The organism is Ahrensia marina (genome assembly GCF_001293565.1).
GTDB classification, from domain to species: domain Bacteria; phylum Pseudomonadota; class Alphaproteobacteria; order Rhizobiales; family Rhizobiaceae; genus Ahrensia; species Ahrensia marina.
Genome location: NZ_JXMU01000010.1, coordinates 160,788 through 175,051, shown reverse-complemented (window position 1 = coordinate 175,051; position 14,264 = coordinate 160,788). Strand labels below are relative to the sequence as shown.

Here is a 14,264-nt window from a genome sequence, read left to right as displayed (position 1 = left end):
AACGCCGCGACTAGGTTTGCGTGTTTTGAAGTTCTGACAGCATGATTTTGATATCATCCAGCGCCTTGTCGATAGCTGGCTCGTTGGCGCTTCGCACAACAAGCTCTGTCGAAAAACTGCCGTCTTCATAGCGCGGATAGGATCCGATAATCGTATCGGGATGATTTTTCTGCACGTCGCCAAGAGGTGCGCCAATAGTGCCTTCGCCAAAATCGGACAGAACCGACTTGGACAGGAGTTTGCGTCCGGTACGCAATGTGTGGACAACATTATCAAGCATAGCCTGAAAGATAGAGGGAACACCGGCCATGACATGGACATTGCCGATGACGAAGCCCGGCGCTTTGGATATCGGGTTGTCGATATGGTGCGCGCCCTCAGGCATACGCGCCATGCGCTTGCGTGCATCGGTAAATTCAATGCCGCGCGCTTTATAATGTTCGCCCAGAATTTTTAGCGCCTGTGTGTCGTGATCGCACGGCAGACCAAAAGCGGCAGAAATGGCATCGGCCGTTATATCGTCATGGGTCGGACCTATACCGCCGGAGGTGAAAACATAGGTATTGCGTTCACGTAATTGATTGACCGCTTCAATGATCGCGTCCTGATCGTCGGAAACAAAGCGTACTTCTCTTAAATCAATGCCTATTGCGGTCATGATGGAAGCCAAGTGGCCGGCATTGGTGTCGCGTGTGCGCCCTGACAGAATTTCATCGCCGATGACGACCATTGCGGCGGTAACAACATCAAAATCGTCTTCGTTAATTCGGGTCATAAATTGCAGGCTTGCCGGTTCTGTTATAATTGCTGGGCTTTTACAGCAATGTAGCGGCTTTTTGCATTATGGGGAGAGGGAAAATCCAATTTTCTCAAAAGAGCATGTTGCAGCGTGCGCCCGCTCAAGGGCGCAGCCGCCGCATCTTCAATAAACTTGCCTTTTCGTGCTAGTTTATTGTGTTTCCGTCTTTATCGAACTTGAACATTTTATCGCGGTCAAAATGGAGCGAAATCGTGCTGTCGACTTCCGCCTCGTGCTGGCCGAATAAACGGATGCAGATAAGACCGGCTTCACCGCAATCAGCATAGATATTGGTATCACCGCCAAGTTGCTCAATATGTGAAACCTTGCCGGTCAGATCGGCTTTAGCGCCATCAAAAGTGATATTTTCCGGACGGATACCGACGGTTTCCGCATCGCTCATTTCAAGGCAGCTTGCGGGAATGAAGTTCATTTGTGGCGAACCGATAAATCCGGCGACGAATTTGTTTTTCGGCTTGTTGTATAATTCCATCGGTGTGCCGACTTGTTCAATCACGCCATTGTTGAGAACAACAATACGGTCCGCCAAAGTCATAGCCTCAGTCTGATCGTGCGTGACGTAAACCATTGTCGCCGACAATTGCCGGTGCAGGCTTGCAATTTCCAGACGTGTATTGACGCGCAAGGCGGCATCAAGGTTGGAAAGCGGTTCATCAAAAAGGAAAAGCTTTGGCTGGCGGACAATAGCACGGCCAATGGCAACACGCTGGCGCTGGCCACCGGACAATTCGGCAGGGCGACGCTCAAGATAGTCATCAAGCGACAGCATGGCCGATGCAAAATCGACCCTTTTCTTGATTAGATCCTTGGGGCGCTTTGCCTGTTTGAGGCCCAAGCTCATATTGTCCCTGACGGTCAGGTGCGGATACAGCGCATAGGTTTGGAAAACCATGGAGATGCCGCGCATGGAAGGGGACTGTCCGTTGACAGTGTTGCCGTCAATTTCAATGGTGCCGGAAGTCTCGGTTTCAAGTCCGGCAATAATTCTGAGCAACGTTGATTTTCCGCACCCGGAAGGCCCGACAAAAATCACCAGTTCGCCCTCTTTTACATCAAGATCGATGCCTTTAATGACCTCGACATTGCCAAAAGATTTACGAATGTTTTTGAGCGATAATGATCCCAAAACGCTTCCCCTAAATTGTTATTTCTTTGTTTTTGCGGATACTTTCATCCGCAGCCAGACACACCGCCAGAGATTTTACCGCGTTATCCATATGCTCGGTCAAATCCATATCGTTGCGGATCGCTTTGAGAACAAATTCTTGTTCCAGCGCGCATAGCTCGTCATGTGAAATGTCTGCGTCGGTCGACAACAAGGTGTCTTTACTTTTCACAAATTCACCCTTTGCGTCCGTCGCTGAATCATGGATGCGAATGGTCGACGCTTTGGTGTGATTATCGATGTCATCTGATTCCATGTCATCGGACACGACTATGGAAACCGACCCATTTGGCGAGATTACATCTTTTACGAAGAAAGCTGTCTGGGACATCATTGGGCCCCATCCGGCTTCATACCAGCCGATTGACCCGTCTTTGAATGTCACTTGGAAGTGGCCGTAATTATACATGTCTTCGGCAATTTCATCGCTCAGGCGAAGGCCCATACCGCGTACGGAAACAGGGTCCGAACTTGCGATCTGGCACATCACATCAACATAATGGACGCCGCAATCGACGATGGGGGAGGTTGTTTCCATCAGGCGCTTGTGTGTTTTCCAAGTGTCGCCCGATGATTGCTGATTCAGGTTCAGGCGGAACACGAAGGGGCCGCCCAGTTCGCGCGCCTTGTCAACAAAGGTGACCCAAGACGGGTGGTGGCGCAGGATATATCCGACAACCAGTTTGCGATTGAGTTTTTTGGCCGCTGCAACCACTTTTTCAGCCTCGGCCACCGTGTTGGCAAGCGGCTTTTCGACAAACACATCGCATCCGGCTTCCATGGCCGTGATTGCATAATCAGCATGCGTGTCTGAATAGGTGTTGATGGACACCAGATCAGGTTTGTATTTTTCCAATGCCTCAGCATAGGATTCTTCGAAATTGTAGCTTTGCAAGCTTTCGGGCAAATCAACCTTGGAGCGGTTGACCAAAGCGGCAATCTCGAAACCGTCATTGCCGTGATAGGCAAGGGCATGACTGAGGCCCATATTGCCAAGACCGACAACGAGAACGCGGATTTTTTTGCAAGATTCACTCATTTGACTGCACCTGCTGTAATGCCCTTAATTAGCTGTCTGGAGAAGATGAGATACAGGACCAGAACCGGAATAATTGCCAAGGACAGGGAGGCAAGAACGGCGTTCCAATCGGTGACAAACTGACCGATAAAGACCTGTGCGCCGAGCGTAATAGTCTTGGTTTCTTCTGCAGGCGCGAGGATGAGCGGGAACCATAGGTCGTTCCAGATAGGGATCATGGTGAACACGGCAACGGTTGCCAGAGCAGGGCGGATAAGCGGGAGAACCAGAACACCAAAGATTGTGTATTCCGACAATCCGTCTATGCGGCCTGCATTTTTCAAATCATCGGAAATGCCCTGCATAAATTCGGTCAGGATGAATATCGCCAGTGGCAGGCCTTGCGCCGTATAAACCAGAATGAGCGCTGTTAAAGTGTTTACCAGACCGGATGCGACCATCATCTCCAAGATCGCTACAGTGCCCAGACGGATCGGGATCATGATGCCGATTGCCAGATAAAGACCGGTCAGCAAATTGCCGCGAAAACGATATTCGGACAAAGCAAAAGCCGCCATTGCACCAAATAACAAAACCATGGTCAGCGAGGCTACTGTCACGACCAGGCTGTTTTGAAAGTAGAGTACAAAATCGCCTTGTTTCAGGACGGTCTCATAACCTTTTAAGCTGAAGGTTTCAGGTGTTGGCACCGACAAGGGTTCGCGAAAGATCGCTTTTCGTGATTTGAATGAATTAATAACAATCACAAACACGGGGAAGAGGGCGATGAGCGTATAGGTAATCAGGATTGCATGGGCTGCAATTGCTCTGAATGTAACCTGCGAACGGGCGGTAGTTTTGATATCAACTGACATGTTCCGCACTTTCTAAAACTGGTACCGGCGAAGACGGGTTTGGATACCGAAAAGATATATCGACACGCCGATGAGAATGATGACAAACATGATCGAGGCGATTGCAGAGCCCATATTCGGATCACCCAATTGCAACTGGAAGCCGAAGAAGGTTCTGAACATAAAGGTGCCGAGCACATCGGTTGCGAAATTCGGACCGGCCAGCGCGCCCTGAACAGAATATATCAAGTCGAATGCGTTAAAATTGCCGACGAATGTCAAAATCGAAATGATGCCGATGGATGGCAGAATGAGGGGCAGTTTAACTTTCCAGAACTGCGAAATGCCGGTTATACCGTCGCATTCTGCCGCTTCCAGAATCTCGTCCGGTATCGACAGCATGGCTGCATAGATCAACATCATGGGAATACCGACAAATTGCCAGACGGAAATAAGTGCGAGCGTTGTAAGCGCATATTCTTCTTTGCCGAGCCATGGCGCAAACAGGCTTTTCAAGCCGACAGCATCAAGCATGCTCGGCGCAACGCCCCAAATCGGGCTCAAGATCAGTTTCCAGGCAAAGCCGACAATCACGAAAGAAAGAATTGTCGGAATGAAAATTGATGTGCGGTAAAACGCTTTCATGCGTAATTTGTTGCTGCTGAGAAGGGCCGCGAGCAAAATACCGATCGGGTTTTGAACCAGCATATGCACGATGAAGAACCAGGTGTTGTTGACCAGCGCATTCCAGAATTGCTGCGCCCAGCGCGGGTCGCCAAGAAGCGTTTTGAAATTGGCAAGACCGACAAAAACCTGTTCGCCGTCAATGTCGCTGAATAGGGAAAGCTGTATCGTTCCGAGCAGCGGAATGACCATGATCGCGGTGTAAATGATAAAAGCCGGAGCAAGAAAGACAGGAATATGCCAGCGGATCGGAGGCTTGCTGATCGGTTTTTGCATGAGTTTTTCCAGCTTTTTTAAAAAGGTTGAAACGGGCTGCACGTAAGATGCAGCCCGCCATCATAGTGTTATGTTACTGCTGTGGCTCGTACCAGGAAGCAAGGCCTTCCTGCAGACGCTTACCAGCTTCTTCAGGTGTTTCTGTGCCTTTGATAACGGCCGCGGACGCATTCCATGTGTCATTTTCAAGGTTCGGAGTACCGCGTGACAAAATCTGGTAAGTTGAACGAATTGTCGGCTCACACTTTTCGCGCCATGAAATGAATTCCTGCGCGAGCGGGTCTTCCATTTCAACGGCTGTTTTTGACAGCGGGAAGAAGCCAGGCAATGCGTTGGCATAAAGGCTTGCGAACTCTTCAGAACCGACCCAGTTCAGGAAGGTTTTTGCCGCTTCAGGATGCTCGGTATTCGCGTTCATGCCAAGACCAATATCGGTGTGGTCGGAAATGTAGCATGTGTCGCCTTCGTTCGGCACAGGCGGGTTGAAGGCGCCCATTTCAAAGTCGGCATTTGTGTTGAAGCCCGAAATCTCCCAAGAACCGGCCGGGTAGATTGCCGCTCTGCCAAGCGTAAACAGGTTCTGGCTGTCCGGATATGTTTGCGCTTCAAAACCGTCACCAAGATAGTCTTTCCACTTTGCCAACTGGCGGAATGGCGCGACCCAAGGCTCGTCTGTCAGCTTTTGCTCGCCTTTGATCAGCGCATTGCGGCCTTCTTCGCCTTTCCAGTAGTTCGGGCCAATATTGTTATAGCCCATTGTTGCGGCTTCCCACTGGTCGTTGGTACCCATTGCGAGCGGGATGTAGTTGCCTTTTTCCTTGATCGCGTCGAGCGCTGCAAAGAACTCCTCTTCGGTTTCAGGCACTTCAACACCGGCATCTTCAAATGCTTCTTTGTTGTAGATGAAACCGTGGATAACCGATGCCATCGGCACGCAGAACGGTGTTGAGCCGTCGTCCGTGATCCAAGCTGATTTGGCCACATCAGAGAAGTTGCTCATGCCTTCCAAATCTGTCAGCGGCGCGAGATAGTTTGCTTCATAAAGTGAAAGCGACGCATCGAACGGACGGCATGTAATTAGATCGCCAGCTGAACCGGCTTCAAGCTTGGAGTTCAAAACAGCATTATATTCAGCCGGTGCTGAGGGCGTGAATTTCAACTTGATGTTGGGATGCTTGGCTTCAAATGCCGGGATGATTTTGTCCTGCCAGATGGACAGATCGTCATTGCGCCAGCTTTCGATTGTCAATGTCACATCTTGGGCAAAAGACAGACCCGCGCTGCCAAATACCGTTGATGCAACCAAGATTGCCTTAAACGATGTATGTTTCATTTGATTACTCCCTGTTGATGCATAAAATTATGCGTTTAAGTTCTCGTCAGACCGAATTTCTTCCAGACATCTTCTGAGAATGCCTCCGTGCTTATTCAGCATGCGTTCTGCGGTATTCTGGTCTTTTGCTCCGGCAGCCAGAAGCACGGCTAATTTTACATTGCCCTGTGTCTGCTGGAGTGCTTTGCCTGCTTGTTCCGGTTCACATCGGGCAATATCCTGAACCATACGCTGTGACCGATCGATCAGCTTTGCATTATCAGCAGTAAGGTTGACCATAAGCCCGTCATGAATATGCCCAAGCTCGATACCCATAAGGGTGGAGAACATATTCAATGCAATTTTCTGCGCGGTGCCAGCGCCCAGCCTTGTCGAACCGGCGATCACTTCCGGCGGTGTGTCCAAGTGAATCGAAATATCCGCATGATCGAGAAGCGCGCTTGGCTTGTTATTGGCAATGGCAATTGTTGTGATGCCGCGCTGTTTCAGTTCTTTAAGCGCGGCTAGCGTATAGGGTGTGTTTCCGCTTGCTGAAACAAGCATAGCGCAATCACCTGCTGCCAGCTCCGCATTTTCCACATCGGAAATGGCAAGGTCCGTGTCGTCTTCAGCACCGCCGCGCATATCATTAAAGGCATCCGGAGCGCCGGCGAAAAGGATTTTAATCTGGCTCATAAGCACGCCAAAAGTGCCGGTGATTTCGAGCCCGTCCGACAGCGCCATAAGGCCGGAACTGCCTGCGCCGATGTAAGCGATTTTCCCGCCGGATTGTATTGTGCCTGCCGCGATTTTGGCGGCTTTGGTAATGGCGGGTGTACAGGAATGAAGCGACTTTACCGCCGCAAACTGGCCTTCCAGCAGTGTTTCAAGCGCTTGCTCAGGGGCAAGCGTATCAATGCCCTGCGCCTTTTCGCTTTTTAACTCTGTCTGAATTGCTTTCATTGAATTCCTCCGCGTCCATCTAATACCAAAACAATACCATCTGTCTAGCAAAAGTTAACACTTTTTCTGTTTTCTGTGGGGATTCGCTGAAAAACTTTGGTCTTTTCAACAGGTTAATGGCGGCAATGTGAAAATTATGCAGCTTTGCTCTTGGATGTGGTATTAAATTGGTTTATATGGCTCCTATGGTCGAGGATCAAAAATTTTATCTGGGTGTCGATGGTGGCGGTACTGGCTGCAGAGCATGTTTATGCGACGCTGACGGTGTGCCGTTATCATTTGCAAAAGCCGGTTCGGCCAATATTATGTCCAGTCTGGATGTTGCACGTGATAGTATCTTGCAATGCTGTAGTGAGGCGGTGGAGCAAATCGGCCTGCCTGCCGAGAAGCTTTCTCAAATTCCTGTTTATATGGGGCTTGCCGGTGCTGAATATGAAGCGCTCAACACAAAGCTCAAGCAGCGTCTGCCGTTTGAAAATATCATTGTCGAAACCGATGCACGTATTTCACTGGAAGGTGCTGTCGGTTCCGGTGACGGGGCTGCTGCTATTATAGGTACGGGCTCGATTTACCAGTATAGATATAATGGCGTTGAGAAAACCACTGGCGGGTGGGGCTTTATGGTTGGTGATCTATCCGGCGGGGCGTGGCTTGGCCGTGAATTATTGCAGGAAACATTGCTTGTTTATGACGGCATTCATGCCGGTTCACCGCTCACACAGGCTGTTCTGGACCAGTTCGGCAACAACCCTCAAAAGATTGTTGAGTTTGCGCAAGGTGCAAGTCCGGCTTCGTTCGGCACCTTCGCGCCGATGGTTTTCGATTTTGCCGATAAGGGCGATAGTTTTGGTGTGCGTCTTGTGCACAAAGCGGTCGCCAATATTGAAGAAACATTGGACCGCATTTTGCCCGATGCGACAAGTCCGTTTTGCATGATCGGCGGGCTGGGCGCAATTTATGCGCAGCGCCTTGGCGATGATTATAAAAAACACCTGATTGCTGCAAAGGGAGACGCGCTCAGCGGTGCAGTCAGTCTGGCTATTCAAAGTTTCAACGGGAGGATTTTGTGAATGTCCGCAGATTTTTTGCAGGTCCTTGCGCCGGATAACTGGTTGAAGAAAAATGGCGGTCCGTTGTATACGCAACTTAGCCAACATATTGAAAATTCAATTCTTTCCGGAGAATTTAAAGAGGGCGATGCTTTGCCCTCGGAGCGGGAACTGGCCAATATAAGCAATTTGTCCCGCGTCACCGTCCGCAAAGCTGTCGAGAAGCTGGTCAAGGATGGCCTTGTTATCCGCAGACAGGGATCAGGCACATCTGTGGCGCCGACATTCGGGCGGGTTCAGCAATCACTGTCCAAGCTCACATCTTTTAGTGAAGACATGGAGCGCCGCGGCTTGGTGGCTCGGTCGGAATGGCTCGATAAGGGCATTTATATGCCGTCTCCTGAAGAAAGTATGACGCTTGGTATCAGCCCGACAAGTTCGGTTGCCAGAATTGCGCGTTTGCGCATTGCCAATGATCAGCCGCTGGCCATTGAGCGGGTGTCTATATCGGCAAGTGTTATTGCCGATCCAAATCTGATTGACGGGTCACTTTACGAATATCTGCAAAAGATCGGCAAAAAGCCGGTTCGGGCGGTCCAGCGCATTTCTGCCGATATTCTTTCCGGCACAGATGCCGGCATTTTGAATGTCGAAGATGGTTCTGCCGGTCTGCGTATCGAGCGGATTGCCTATCTTGAAAACGGGCAGGTCGTCGAATTTACCAAATCTGTCTATCGGGGCGACGCTTATGATTTTGTCGCGGAATTGCAGTTGTAAGTAACTGAAAGCTAAGTAAATGTTTGATTTTAAAACTAAAATGCGTGAAGAAGTTGAGGGTATCCCTGATGCTTTAAGCGCATTGCTGGGTGGTTCACGCGATAACATTATAAAAGCCGGCGCGGAACTGCGTAGCCTTGATCCCAACCTTATTTGTACTGTTGCCAGAGGCTCGTCCGACCATGCGGCGACCTATCTGAAATATGCAATCGAACTGACAGCGCAAACGCCTGTCGCATCAATCGGCCCGTCGGTGAGCTCGATATATGGCGCCAATCTGAAGTTGCGGAAAACCGCTTGTATCGGCATCTCGCAATCTGGTCAAAGCCCGGATATTGTCAGCATGATCAAGACGGCGCGGAAAAACGGTTCGCTTTCGATTGCGCTGACCAACACTGTTCAATCACCGCTGGCGGAAATAAGTGATTACACAATCGACATTCATGCCGGTGTTGAAAAAAGCGTTGCGGCGACCAAAACATTCATCACGTCGGTTGTTTCCGGCCTGATGTTACTGGCCTATTGGCAGGAAGATGATGCACTTTTAAGCGCGCTCGATAAATTGCCGGAACTGGCAACACAGGCACTTGGAACCGAATGGGACGAGCTTACAAAGCGGTTGCTCAGGCAGGACAGGCTCTATGTTCTGGGGCGCGGCCCCGCTTTTGCCATTGCCAGCGAAGTCGCGCTTAAATTCAAAGAGACATGCCAGCTTCAGGGCGAGGCGTTCAGCTCTGCCGAAGTATTGCATGGACCGGTTTCTATTGTCTCGTCCAACTATCCGGTTCTGGCGCTTGTTGCCCGCGATAAGGCTGAGCAGTCAATGATCGACGTTATCGATGATCTATGCGAACGGGGCGGGGATGTTTATGCCACATCAACCAATTCCGCCAAGGCAAAGCAGTTGCCGTTTGTCGCGACCGGACATCCGTTGACCGACCCGCTTTTGCTGATCGTATCCTTTTACTCATTTGTTGAAAAACTGTCGCGTCTGCGCGGTTTTAATCCGGATGAACCGTTAAACCTCAAGAAGGTGACTGAAACAGTATGAGTACATCCTGGGTCTTATCGTGCGCCGATCTCTTTGACGGGGAAAGTCACCGCAAAAACCAATCTCTCATTATCGAGAATGGCATCATTGCAGACATTTGTGATGCTGCTGATGCGTCTTCCATTGAAGATCAAGTCAGCTTAGAATCCGGCGTAATTGCGCCGGGCTATGTGGATTTGCAAGTAAACGGGGGCGGCGGCGTTCTGTTTAATGATGCGCCAACCGTCGAGACTATCCGCACGATGTGTGATGCCCATGCGCTGTTCGGCACGACGTCACTTCTGCCGACACTGATCACCGATACGCCCGAGGTCACGTCCAAAGCGATTGAAGCGGCTATTCTAGCACAGGAACAAAATCTGCCCGGTTTCTTGGGGTTGCATCTGGAAGGACCGCATCTGGACCCTGCCAAACATGGTGCGCACGATCCTGCCTTTATTCGGGCGATGAGCGATGACGACATGCAAGAATTACTGTCTGCCAAGCAAAAGCTGGCACATATGATGGTCACCGTTGCGCCGGCATCCGTGTCGGGTGAGCAAATTACAAAACTATCAGATGCGGGCATAATCGTCAGCCTCGGCCATAGCTCGACCACATATGACAAAGCGCAAGAAGCCGCTGGAGCCGGTGCGACATGCGTTACGCATTTATTCAACGCGATGAGCGCTTTAACGCACCGCGAGCCCGGTCTTGTGGGCGCGGCGCTGCAAAATGAAAATTTGTACGCGGGTTTGATCGCGGACGGTATTCATGTTGACCCTGCGGTTATTACAATAGCGCTTAACGCCAAGCGCGGCGGCAAAAAGATATTTCTGGTGACCGATGCCATGTCCACCATCGGCACGGATCAGAAATCGTTCTTTCTTAAGGGGCGCAAAATCACGCGTGCAAACGGCCGTTTGGAACTGAGCGATGGCACGCTGGCCGGTGCAGATTTGGATATGAACGCCGCGGTCAATTATATAAGCGATATTATCGATCTGGGCGCTGACGAAGCTTTGCGTATGGCAGCGCTTTATCCGGCTCGCTGTATTGGCGCGCAATCGGGGATTGGTGAAATCAAAGTTGGCGGTTCGGCAAATTTTGTTCACCGTTCACATGAAGGCGAGATGCTGGGTTGCTGGCGCTCAGGGCAAAAGATCGTCTGAGTTACGCATCTGCCAATAGAATTTGCTGCATGGGAATATCCCAAGGCATCGGATAAATAGTGTCCATTCGCGCAAATGATTGGCCGATGCCAATTGTTTTTGCCGATGACAGTCCGACCAACGTCCGGTCATAATAACCGCCGCCATTGCCGAGGCGATATTGCTCTTTATCCACGCCAAGCAGCGGGATGATGATAATGTCGGGCGAAACAGCTTTAGCCTCTGCGGGAACGGGGATCTGCCATTTGCCGATTTTCATGGCGCAGTCAGGTGTCCAAAGGTGAAAGTCGACAGGCTGATCTTTCTTAATCACGACGGGCAGGGCAATTCTCGCACCCTTCGCGATGGCTTTTGTCATCCACGGACGCAGGTCGAGTTCTCCGCGTATTGGCCAATAGGCGGCAATGGTTTTTTCGGCAATATCGCCTAAAGCATCATCCAGTTTTGCAGCGATGTTTGTTGATGCTTTTTCACGCGTCTCAAGGCTTTGCTTTTTTCGCAGTTCATAAAGGCGCGTCCGATTGGATTTTCGAAAGACGCGAACATCATGCAGCGTTTGCGGATCGATGACCTGGCCATCAACAAGCGTATGGGCAAAACATGGTGATGAATCGTCTTCCATAGTGCTTTCAGACTCCGTGAATAAGAGCGGCCATTTGCGCCTTGAATTTGATGTTAGTGCAAGCGACCAAGAAAATATTGCCTGAAACCGACAGGCAAATGCAAATCCAGCTTGTCCATCATTTCCCGGTCATGATGTGTACCGGCGTTCAACACGCTCGCCAATTGAGGTCAAAACCTCATAACCTATGGTTTGTGCGGCATTGGCCACAACGTCCAGCGTTTGCGTTTTGTTGATCAGATCGACAAACATGTTTCTGGATAGCTGCGCTTCAGGCAGGTCTGAAATATCGATGACCATACTATCCATTGATATTCTGCCCACCAATGGCAGGCTTGTACCATTATATGTAGCGCCGACTGTCCACTGCCGGTGCCAGCCGTCCGCATAGCCGATTGATAAAGTTGCCAGTCTTCGCGGGTTTGATGCTTTGTAAAGATAATCATAGCCGACATGGGCACCAGCGGTTATTTCCCGTATTTCCAGCACACGCGCCTGAAGTTGTACCACAGGCAGTATAGGATTTTCGGTGTAGCTTATGGGATTGATACCATAAAGTGCCGCTCCCGGACGAACGAGATCATAATGAAATTGGTGGTCCAGAAAAATTCCGGATGAGTTGGCCAAAGAGCGCTTCGCCTTCGGCAACATGTTAGACAGCGTCTCAAAAGCCTCCAGCTGTTCTGCATTCGAAGGATGCGAAGGATCGCCCGCGCAGGCAAGGTGGCTCATCACAAGGCTGATATTAACGCCGTCCAGCATATCGGGGTTGGTTTGAATTTTCTGGACATCTTTGGCGCACAGCCCGAGGCGGGACATGCCGCTGTCGATTTGCAATGCCGCACCAAGCGTTTTTTCCAGCTTGCGGGACAATGATTGCCACTGCTCCAGATCGGACAGAGAATTGATGACCGGCGTCAGATTGCTGTCTGTAAAGTCAGCCGCATAGCCTTCGGGAATGCCATTGAGCACCAATATTTCAGGTGAGGGGCCAAGGGCCGCACGCAGCTTGATGGCTTCGCCCAAATGGGCGACGAAAAAGGTGTCGCATTTGTCCTGCAGTAATTGCGTTGCCAGTTTATCGGCACCAAGACCATAGGCATCACTTTTAACGACTGCTGCAACTTTCGCGCCGGATGCTTTTGCACACAGGCGGCGATAGTTTTCACGAACCGCAGACAGGTCGATATTTAACAGTGCGCCGGCAGAGGTCATGAACGCCTGTCCATCTGATAGCGGTCCAGACCAAGGCCGGTAATATCAATATCCGGTTTTGAACCATCAATAATATCAGCGATGACGCGGGCCGAGCCGCACGCCATTGTCCAGCCGAATGTGCCGTGGCCGGTATTAAGGTATATGCCTTTGACCGGTGACGCGCCAATTAAGGGCGGACCATCGGGCGTCATAGGACGCAGCCCGCTCCAGAATGATGCGCTGTTTACATCGCCGCTATTGGGGAACAAATCTTTAAACGAGCGCTCCAACGCACCGCGCCGTTTCGGGTTTAGGCTGGTGTCATATCCGGCAAGCTCCGCCGTGCCGCCAACGCGAATACGGTCGCCAAGACGTGTAATGGCAACTTTATAGGTTTCGTCCATAACAGTTGAAACAGGCGCGGCATCCGCATTGGATAGTGGTATTGTCAGAGAATAGCCTTTGACAGGATAAATGGGGAGTTTCACACCGTGGCTTTTTAGCAAAGACCGCGATCCGGTACCGAGCGCTACGACGCAGGCATCGGCGCTAAATGTCCCGCCCGACGTAATAACAGTCGATAATTTGCCGCCCGATGTTTCCAGATGTTTGATCTCGGTATTGAAATGAAATTGAACGCCGAGACGTTTTGCTTCTGCGACGAGCTTGTTACTGAACAGATGGCAATCGCCTGTATCATCATCCGGAAAGTGCAGGCCGCCGGCAATCGGCAAAGTGTTTTGTGCAAGTGCAGGCTCAAATTTCGCGCAGCTTTTTGCATCCAGCAAAGCGTGTGTAACGCCAAATTGTACAAGGCTTTCAAGGTCTTGTGCGGCGCTGTCATATTGTTTGGCAGTTCTGAAAATCTGCAAAATGCCTTTGCTGCGCTCGTCAAATGAAATGCCCAATTCAGAACGCAGCGCCCGCAAGCTGCCGCGGCTATATTCTGCAAGCGGCATCATCCGGCTTTTGTTGCGCTGGTAATTGGCTTTGGTGCAATTGCTGAGCATTTTCATCATCCAGCCCGCAAGCTCGGCATCAAAACGCGGTTTTATGACAAGCGGGCCGTGCTCCATGAAAAGCCATTTGAGTGCTTTTAGCGGTATACCGGGCGCGGCCCAAGGTGAGGCATAGCCTGCTGAAATTTGCCCGGCATTGGCAAAGCTGGTTCCTTCCGCAGCCTGATGTGCGCGGTCAATGACCTGCACTTCATGGCCTTTTTTTGCCAAATAGAATGCTGTTGTTACGCCAACAACACCGGCACCTAAAACGATAATCTTCATTTGCCTTTTATACCTTAATAGCTGTGTTTTTGCCCTCAAAAC

The 14,264-nt window shown here is 50.6% G+C and carries 14 protein-coding genes; 4 read left to right on the top strand and 10 right to left on the bottom strand.

What is annotated here, in order from left to right; all coding sequences use genetic code 11:
- Positions 1–10: 10 nt before the first annotated feature.
- The 7 genes from SU32_RS08295 to SU32_RS08265 form a co-directional block, all read right to left on the bottom strand.
- On the bottom strand, positions 11–775 hold the full coding sequence (locus SU32_RS08295) for a competence/damage-inducible protein A (RefSeq protein ID WP_053998871.1): 765 nt from the start codon (positions 773–775) through the stop codon (positions 11–13).
- A 169-nt stretch (positions 776–944) separates the two neighbouring features.
- A complete protein-coding gene (locus SU32_RS08290) occupies positions 945–1,946 on the bottom strand; it encodes an ABC transporter ATP-binding protein (RefSeq protein WP_053998870.1) in 1,002 nt (333 codons plus the stop codon).
- A gap of 10 nt (positions 1,947–1,956) precedes the next feature.
- Entirely contained in the window at positions 1,957–3,024 is a 1,068-nt protein-coding gene (locus SU32_RS08285) for a Gfo/Idh/MocA family protein (RefSeq protein ID WP_053998869.1), read from the bottom strand.
- A complete protein-coding gene (locus SU32_RS08280; RefSeq protein ID WP_053998868.1) occupies positions 3,021–3,878 on the bottom strand; it encodes a carbohydrate ABC transporter permease in 858 nt (285 codons plus the stop codon). The genes SU32_RS08285 and SU32_RS08280 overlap by 4 nt, the downstream gene beginning before the upstream one ends.
- A 12-nt stretch (positions 3,879–3,890) precedes the next feature.
- On the bottom strand, positions 3,891–4,817 hold the full coding sequence (locus tag SU32_RS08275; protein ID WP_053998867.1) for a carbohydrate ABC transporter permease: 927 nt from the start codon (positions 4,815–4,817) through the stop codon (positions 3,891–3,893).
- Positions 4,818–4,890: 73 nt separating this feature from the next.
- Positions 4,891–6,150 (bottom strand): ABC transporter substrate-binding protein, encoded by a 1,260-nt coding sequence (locus tag SU32_RS08270; RefSeq protein WP_053998866.1) that lies wholly within the window; start codon positions 6,148–6,150, stop codon positions 4,891–4,893.
- Positions 6,151–6,177: 27 nt separating this feature from the next.
- Complete coding sequence (locus tag SU32_RS08265; protein ID WP_053998865.1) at positions 6,178–7,092, bottom strand: N-acetylmuramic acid 6-phosphate etherase; 915 nt, start codon at positions 7,090–7,092, stop codon at positions 6,178–6,180.
- A 185-nt stretch (positions 7,093–7,277) separates the two neighbouring features.
- On the opposite strand from SU32_RS08265, the gene SU32_RS08260 reads away from it, so the two are divergent.
- From SU32_RS08260 to nagA, 4 genes are read left to right on the top strand one after another with little or no spacing between them, the layout of a single operon-like run.
- On the top strand, positions 7,278–8,162 hold the full coding sequence (locus tag SU32_RS08260; RefSeq protein ID WP_160316303.1) for a glucosamine kinase nucleotide-binding domain-containing protein: 885 nt from the start codon (positions 7,278–7,280) through the stop codon (positions 8,160–8,162).
- Positions 8,163–8,918 carry a GntR family transcriptional regulator gene (locus SU32_RS08255; protein ID WP_053998863.1) on the top strand — a complete coding sequence of 252 codons (756 nt, stop codon included), beginning with the start codon at positions 8,163–8,165 and terminating at the stop codon, positions 8,916–8,918.
- A gap of 19 nt (positions 8,919–8,937) precedes the next feature.
- Positions 8,938–9,969, top strand: a complete 1,032-nt coding sequence (locus SU32_RS08250) for an SIS domain-containing protein (RefSeq protein WP_053998862.1) — start codon at positions 8,938–8,940, stop codon at positions 9,967–9,969.
- Complete coding sequence (gene nagA, locus SU32_RS08245; protein WP_053998861.1) at positions 9,966–11,120, top strand: N-acetylglucosamine-6-phosphate deacetylase; 1,155 nt, start codon at positions 9,966–9,968, stop codon at positions 11,118–11,120. Before SU32_RS08250 ends, nagA begins: the two co-directional genes overlap by 4 nt.
- Position 11,121: 1 nt before the next feature.
- Here nagA and SU32_RS08240 read toward each other — a convergent pair whose 3' ends face one another.
- The 3 genes from SU32_RS08240 to SU32_RS08230 all read right to left on the bottom strand — a co-directional run bounded on the left by SU32_RS08240 (position 11,122) and on the right by SU32_RS08230 (position 14,222).
- Positions 11,122–11,742: a 5-formyltetrahydrofolate cyclo-ligase gene (locus SU32_RS08240; protein WP_053998860.1), complete on the bottom strand. Its 621-nt coding sequence runs from the start codon at positions 11,740–11,742 to the stop codon at positions 11,122–11,124.
- Between the two features lie 129 nt (positions 11,743–11,871).
- Positions 11,872–12,957, bottom strand: a complete 1,086-nt coding sequence (gene alr, locus SU32_RS08235; protein WP_053998859.1) for an alanine racemase — start codon at positions 12,955–12,957, stop codon at positions 11,872–11,874.
- Positions 12,954–14,222 (bottom strand): D-amino acid dehydrogenase, encoded by a 1,269-nt coding sequence (locus SU32_RS08230; RefSeq protein WP_053998858.1) that lies wholly within the window; start codon positions 14,220–14,222, stop codon positions 12,954–12,956. Before SU32_RS08230 ends, alr begins: the two co-directional genes overlap by 4 nt.
- Positions 14,223–14,264 lie beyond the last annotated feature (42 nt).

What these genes read in the sequence shown, in the direction of transcription:
- SU32_RS08295 (WP_053998871.1), bottom strand. Translation starts at nt 775, where the DNA reads ATGACCCGAATTAACGAAGACGATTTTGATGTTGTTACCGCCGCAATG.
- SU32_RS08285 (WP_053998869.1), bottom strand. Translation starts at nt 3,024, where the DNA reads ATGAGTGAATCTTGCAAAAAAATCCGCGTTCTCGTTGTCGGTCTTGGC.
- SU32_RS08280 (WP_053998868.1), bottom strand. Translation starts at nt 3,878, where the DNA reads ATGTCAGTTGATATCAAAACTACCGCCCGTTCGCAGGTTACATTCAGA.
- SU32_RS08275 (WP_053998867.1), bottom strand. Translation starts at nt 4,817, where the DNA reads ATGCAAAAACCGATCAGCAAGCCTCCGATCCGCTGGCATATTCCTGTC.
- SU32_RS08270 (WP_053998866.1), bottom strand. Translation starts at nt 6,150, where the DNA reads ATGAAACATACATCGTTTAAGGCAATCTTGGTTGCATCAACGGTATTT.
- SU32_RS08265 (WP_053998865.1), bottom strand. Translation starts at nt 7,092, where the DNA reads ATGAAAGCAATTCAGACAGAGTTAAAAAGCGAAAAGGCGCAGGGCATT.
- SU32_RS08260 (WP_160316303.1), top strand. Translation starts at nt 7,278, where the DNA reads ATGGTCGAGGATCAAAAATTTTATCTGGGTGTCGATGGTGGCGGTACT.
- SU32_RS08255 (WP_053998863.1), top strand. Translation starts at nt 8,163, where the DNA reads ATGTCCGCAGATTTTTTGCAGGTCCTTGCGCCGGATAACTGGTTGAAG.
- SU32_RS08250 (WP_053998862.1), top strand. Translation starts at nt 8,938, where the DNA reads ATGTTTGATTTTAAAACTAAAATGCGTGAAGAAGTTGAGGGTATCCCT.
- nagA (WP_053998861.1), top strand. Translation starts at nt 9,966, where the DNA reads ATGAGTACATCCTGGGTCTTATCGTGCGCCGATCTCTTTGACGGGGAA.
- SU32_RS08240 (WP_053998860.1), bottom strand. Translation starts at nt 11,742, where the DNA reads ATGGAAGACGATTCATCACCATGTTTTGCCCATACGCTTGTTGATGGC.
- alr (WP_053998859.1), bottom strand. Translation starts at nt 12,957, where the DNA reads ATGACCTCTGCCGGCGCACTGTTAAATATCGACCTGTCTGCGGTTCGT.
- SU32_RS08230 (WP_053998858.1), bottom strand. Translation starts at nt 14,222, where the DNA reads ATGAAGATTATCGTTTTAGGTGCCGGTGTTGTTGGCGTAACAACAGCA.